The organism is Neoroseomonas rubea (assembly GCF_016106015.1).
Taxonomy (GTDB): Bacteria; Pseudomonadota; Alphaproteobacteria; order Acetobacterales; family Acetobacteraceae; genus Neoroseomonas; species Neoroseomonas rubea.
Window position 1 is genome coordinate 1 of sequence record NZ_JACADQ010000297.1, and the last position, 5,343, is coordinate 5,343.

At 72.5% G+C, this 5,343-nt stretch carries 7 protein-coding genes; all 7 read right to left on the bottom strand.

The genetic code is table 11. From position 1 onward, the window contains the following. Positions 1-1,076: YcjX family protein (locus tag HW577_RS20030; RefSeq protein WP_198377896.1), on the bottom strand; the 1,076-nt coding region annotated here is incomplete at its 3' end. Between the two features lie 34 nt (positions 1,077-1,110). Beyond that, entirely contained in the window at positions 1,111-1,512 is a 402-nt protein-coding gene (gene gloA / locus HW577_RS20035; protein ID WP_198377897.1) for a lactoylglutathione lyase, read from the bottom strand. Then, positions 1,509-2,363, bottom strand: coding sequence for an LpxI family protein (locus tag HW577_RS20040; protein ID WP_198377898.1), 855 nt, complete (start codon positions 2,361-2,363; stop codon positions 1,509-1,511). Before HW577_RS20040 ends, gloA begins: the two co-directional genes overlap by 4 nt. Then, positions 2,360-3,202 carry an acyl-ACP--UDP-N-acetylglucosamine O-acyltransferase gene (gene lpxA, locus HW577_RS20045; protein ID WP_198377902.1) on the bottom strand — a complete coding sequence of 281 codons (843 nt, stop codon included), beginning with the start codon at positions 3,200-3,202 and terminating at the stop codon, positions 2,360-2,362. Before lpxA ends, HW577_RS20040 begins: the two co-directional genes overlap by 4 nt. A 2-nt stretch (positions 3,203-3,204) precedes the next feature. Next, positions 3,205-3,672, bottom strand: coding sequence for a 3-hydroxyacyl-ACP dehydratase FabZ (gene fabZ / locus HW577_RS20050; protein ID WP_198377899.1), 468 nt, complete (start codon positions 3,670-3,672; stop codon positions 3,205-3,207). Beyond that, the gene (lpxD, locus tag HW577_RS20055; RefSeq protein ID WP_198377900.1) at positions 3,669-4,712 is read right to left on the bottom strand and encodes a UDP-3-O-(3-hydroxymyristoyl)glucosamine N-acyltransferase; all 1,044 of its coding nucleotides are present in this window, start codon (positions 4,710-4,712) and stop codon (positions 3,669-3,671) included. The genes fabZ and lpxD overlap by 4 nt, the downstream gene beginning before the upstream one ends. Before the next feature lie 4 nt (positions 4,713-4,716). After that, a partial coding sequence (locus HW577_RS20060; RefSeq protein ID WP_198377901.1) for an OmpH/Skp family outer membrane protein occupies positions 4,717-5,343 on the bottom strand: 627 nt, incomplete at its 5' end.

Genomic DNA, 5,343 nt, shown 5'->3' on the forward strand with positions numbered 1-5,343 from the left:
CCGCGCGCGCCGAGCACGATGTGGCCGAGCAGCGCGGCGAGCGCATCCCGCGCGCGCGTCGGCACGTGGTCGGCCTTGGTCGCGGCGAAGGCGACGCGGCCGGGGGCGGCGCCCAGCAGCCGCTCGAGCCAGGAGGCGCCGGAGATCACCTCGGCCACGGCGGCGAGCGCCTCGGCCGTGTCGCGGAAGGCGGCTACCCCCGCATGCAGCGCGCCGAGCACGTCCACCAGCACAACCTGGCGGTGGAAGCGCGAGAAGAACGGGTCGAGGAAGGTCGCGCGCTGGTCGTCGAGATAGGCCGCGTAGCGCCGCGCGCAGAGATCGGCGAGCCCGCCCCGCACGCGCGCCGGCAGCGGGAAGAACCACAGCAGCGGCGCATCCCCCCGCGGCCCGGGGTTGAGGAAGCGCCCGGGCTGGAGGAAGCGCAGCCCATGCGTGTCGCGGCAGGCGCGCAGCATGTCGCGGTAGAGCGTGTGGCCGCGCTTGGCGAGCGCATCCTCGGCGGGTGCGGCCGCCGGCAGCGCGTCGAGGAAGGCGAGGAATTCCGCGGCCGCCACGGCGGCCGGGCCGTCGCGCAGCCGCGCCAGCGTCGCGGCCGACCACATCGAAAAATCCTGGCGCAGCAGCGGCAGGTCGAGCAGCCATTCGCCGGGATAGTCGATCAGGTCGAGCGTCACGCGCCGTTCCGGCAGCAGCCCGCCGAGCGAGGTGCGCCGCTCCACGTCGATCGCGATGGAAAGGGTGGAGAAGTCCTCGGTCCGTTCCGGCCAGCGCGGCGGGTCGGCGGCCAACGCCGCGAGATGCGCCTCGGGGTCGAAGCGCGGCACCGTCTCGGTCCCCGCGGGCTCGATGAAGACGCGGCGGATGCGCCCGCCGGTCGCGTCCGCCAGCGCGGGCAGCGTGCGCGCGCCGCGCCCGGCGGCGAGCAGGTTGGCGATCAGCGAGGTGAGGAAGACCGTCTTGCCCGCGCGCGAAAGGCCGGTGACCGCGAGGCGGACGCGCTCACGGCCGACCAGGGCGCGCGCGGCATCCTCGGTGGTGTCGAGAAGGCCGCGCAGCAGCGCGAGCGGGTCCATCACGCCTGTCCCGCGCCGCGTGCGGCGACCGCGGTCAGGACATCCGCTGGATCAGCTCGATCTTGTAGCCGTCCGGGTCTTCCACGAAGGCGATGATGGTGGTGCCGAACTTCACCGGCCCCGCCTCCCGCGTCACCTTGCCGCCGCCGGCGCGCACCGCCTCGCAGGCCGCGGCCACGTCCGGCACGCCGACCGCGAGATGGCCGAAGGCATTGCCCTGCTCGTACTTCTCGACGCCGTAGTTGTAGGTCAGCTCGATCTCGCCCTGGCCTTCGGCATTGCCCGTGCCGTAGCCGAGGAAGGCGAGCGTGTACTTGCCGTCCGGCACATCGCGCCGGCGCAGCTCCTTCATGCCGAGCAGCTTCGTGTAGAAGGCGATGGAGCGGTCGAGGTTCCCCACGCGGATCATGGTGTGCAGGAAGCGGCCTTCGGTCATGCTGGTGTTCCTTCCGTGAACTGGGCCGGGTCGAAGGCGAGCAGGAAGATCCCCGCCGCCTCCGCCCGCGCGATGGTGGCCTCGCGTTCCAGGAGAATGGTGGCGCCGGCCTCGAAGGCCAAGCCGCGCAACCCCGCGGAGGCCGCATTCTCGACCGTGCGCGGCCCGATGGTGGGCAGGTCGGCGAGCTTCGACTGGCCGGGCTTCAGCGCCTTGACCAGCACGCCGCCGGGCCCTTCGCGATTCAGCCCGCCGGCGCGCGCGAGCATCGCATCCGTGCCCTCGATCGCCTCCACCGCCAGCACCAGCCCCTGCTGCACGACGCAGCCCTGCCCGACATCGACGGCGCCGAGCGCGCGGCAGACCGCCAGACCGCGTCCGATATCCGCGCGGGCGAGATCGTCCGGCGCCGGCCCTGCCAGCAGCGCGGCCTGCGGCAGCAGCCCGGCCAGCACCTGATGCGCGCCGAGCACCTCGAACCCGTCCTCGGCCAGAACCTTCATCACCGCGCGCAGGATGGAATCATCGCCCGAGAAGGCGGCGCGGCCGATCCGCGCGAGCAGCTTCATCCCCGCCGCATCGGGCCGCAGCGACAGGATGGAGGGTCGCGCCACCGTGCCGGCCAGCACCACCTGGCGGACGCCCTGGCCCTTCAGCCACTCCAGCATCGTGGCGGCGAGGCCCCAGCGGAAGGCCCGCGACGGATGGGCGGCGAAGGCGGCGGCATCGCCATGGCCGTCGAGAACCGCGACGACCACGGGACGGCCCGCGGCGGCAACCGCCTCGGCCACCCGCAGCGGCAGGCCGCCACCGCCGGCGATGATGCCGAGCGGGCCTTCGGGAAGGGTCACGCGCCCTCCCCGGGCTCCTCGTCGGAGCCGCCGAGTTCGGGGGCGGCCATGCGACCGGGGCGCACAAGCTGGCGCCGCCGCGTCGTGTCGCGCACGAAGGCGATGACTTCCATCACCAGCGGTTCGCCGGCGAAGCGCTGCTCGGCCTCGGCGATCCGCGCGGCGAATTCGCCCGGCTCCTTGAAGATCAGGTTGTTCGCGAGCCGCAGCGTGCGCAGCTGGTCGCGCGTGGCCCCGCGGCGGAGCAGCCCGATCCGGTTGAAGCCGACCAGCCGCGCCGGGAGGCCGAAGACGAAGCCGAAGGGCGGGATGTCGTTGGTCACGCCGGCCATGCCCGAGATCATCGCGAGCCGTCCGACCCGCACGGTCTGGTGCACCGCCGCGCCGCCGCCGATGAAGGCGCCGGGATCGACATGCACATGCCCGCCGAGCATGACGTTGTTGGCGAGGATCACGCCATCGCTGACCACGCAGTCATGCGCGACATGCGCGGTGGCCATCAGCATGCAGTCGGCACCGACCGTGGTGACGCCCGATCCGCCGACGCTCGCGCGGTGGACGGTCACATGCTCGCGGATCAGCGTGCGCGCGCCGATCTCGCAGCGCGTGGGCTGGCCCTTGTACTTCAGGTCCTGCGGCGCCATGCCGATGGTCGCGAAGGGGAAGACGCGCACGCCCTCGCCCAGCCGCGTATGGCCATCGACCATGACATGCGCGATCAGTTCGACGCCCGCGCCAAGCACCACGTCGGGGCCGACCACGCAGCCCGGACCGATCCGGCAGCCCTCTCCGATGACCGCGCCGGGTGCGACCGACGCGGTCGGGTGGATTTCCGCCATGCTCACCTGTCCAGGATCATCGCGGCGTAGGTCGCTTCCGCGACGACCTTGCCGTCCACCTTCGCTTCCGCGCTGAACTTCCAGATGTTGCCGCGCTGGCGTTCCTTCTTCACGTGCACGCGCATCTGGTCGCCGGGCACGACGGGCTTGCGGAACTTCGCATTGTCCACGGTCATGAAGTAGACGAGCTTGCCCGCCCAGTCGGGGCCGAGTGTTTCCACCACCAGCACGGCCGCGGTCTGCGCCATGCACTCGATGATCAGCACGCCGGGCATCACCGGCATTGTCGGGAAGTGGCCCTGGAAGAAGTTCTCGTTGATCGTGACGTTCTTGATCCCGACGCAGGACACGTCCTTAACCAGCTCGACGACGCGATCGACCAGCAGGAAAGGATAGCGATGCGGGATCGCGTGCATGATCTGCGCGATGTCGTAGGTGCCGACTTCGCCGGCCGTCGTGTCGCTGCTCATGGCGTCCCGCCCGTCCTGTCGTTCCCCTTGGCCGCCACCTGGCGACGCAGCCAGGCGAAGGCCTTCAGCGTTTCCCGCGCCGGCCAGGCCGGGCTGCCGACGATGTCGGTGCCCGGCGGCACGTCGTTCATTACGCCTGATTGCGCGCCGATCCGCGACTTCGCGCCGACCTTGATATGCCCCGTCAGTCCAGCCTGCGCCGCGACCACGACGTAGTCCTCGAGTTCGGTGGAGCCGGCGATGCCGACCTGCGCGACGATGACGCAGCCCCGGCCGGTCTTCACGTTGTGTCCGATCTGCACCAGGTTGTCGAGGCGTGTGCCCGGGCCCAGCACCGTGTCCCCGCCCGCCCCGCGATCGACGCAGGAATTGGCGCCGACCTCGACGCCGTCGCCGAGGATGACACGGCCGATCTGTGGCACGGTCACATGTTCGCCCATGGGCGTGGTCACGAAGCCGAAGCCTTCGTTGCCGATACGCGCGCCCTGGTGCAGCACGATCCGCGCGCCCGCGATGCAATGCGCCATGGAAGCATGCGCGTGCAGGACCGAGCCGGGGCCGAGCACGCAGCCCGCCCCGATGCTCGCATGCGGGCCGAGGATGCAGCCGGGGCCCACCTCGGCCGCCGCGCCGACGAAGGCGAAGGCGCCTATCTCCGTCCCCTCCCCGATCCGCGCGTCGGGAGCGACCCAGGCGGTGGGGTGGATGCCGGGCACGGGCGCCGGGCGCGGATGGAACAGCGCGGCGATGCGGGCGAAGGCCAGCTGCGGCGCGTCGCAGACCAGCGCGATGCAGCCGGCGGGCACATCGGCCTCGGCCGACGGCGCCACCAGGACGGCGCCGGCGCGCGTCTCCCGCAGCGCGGCCGTGTTGCGACGACCTTCGTGGAAGGCGATCTCGGCAGGTCCCGCGAGCGGAAGCGGCGCGACATCGACGAATTCACGCGTGCCGTCGCCCGACAGCCGCGCACCGGCCGCCTCGGCTATGGCGGCCAGGCTGAGCGGCCCGCGCGCGGGAAAGAAGCGCGGATCCGCGCCCACCCCTTCAGTTCCGCCGCGGCTGCTGGCCCTGCGCCTGGCCACCGGACGGGCGCGCGGGCTGGGGCTGGGCGGCCTGGGCGGGGGCCGCGCCCGGCTCGGCCGGGATCGCGACGCTGGGCATGGCGCGATTAAGCTGCGTCGCGACCTCCGTCGTCAGGTCGAAGGGGGGGTCGTTGAAGATCACGAGCGGGCGCGGCAGCACGATGTTCACGCTGCGGCTGCTCGCGACCTGGCGGATGATGGTGCCGAGCGCCTGCTCGATCTCGCGCAACGCGCCCTGCGCAACCTGCTCGATCGCGGCGGCGCGGTCGCGCAGCGTGCGCTGGCTGTCGGTGATCCGGTCCTGGAGCTCGCGCTCGCGGGTGCGCAGCTGCTCGGGCGTCAGGGACCCACGTTCGGCGGCGAGGCGCTGCTGTTCCTCCCGCCAGCGCAGCTGTTCGCGCTGCAGGTCCTCGTTCAACCGGGCGCGACGGCGCTCGATCTCCTCGCGCACCTGGGTGAAGGCGGTCGAGACGCGCTGGATCTCGGGCACGTCGACGATGCCGATAACGGCGGTCGGCGGCGGCTGGCCTGCCGCGAGCGGAGGCGGCGCCTGCACCGCGGGCTGCGCGGGCTGCTGCGCGGGTCGGGG

Bases quoted from the DNA above. Each gene is read 5' to 3' on its own strand.
- gloA (WP_198377897.1), bottom strand. From the start codon at position 1,512: ATGACCGAAGGCCGCTTCCTGCACACCATGATCCGCGTGGGGAACCTC.
- lpxA (WP_198377902.1), bottom strand. From the start codon at position 3,202: ATGGCGGAAATCCACCCGACCGCGTCGGTCGCACCCGGCGCGGTCATC.
- fabZ (WP_198377899.1), bottom strand. From the start codon at position 3,672: ATGAGCAGCGACACGACGGCCGGCGAAGTCGGCACCTACGACATCGCG.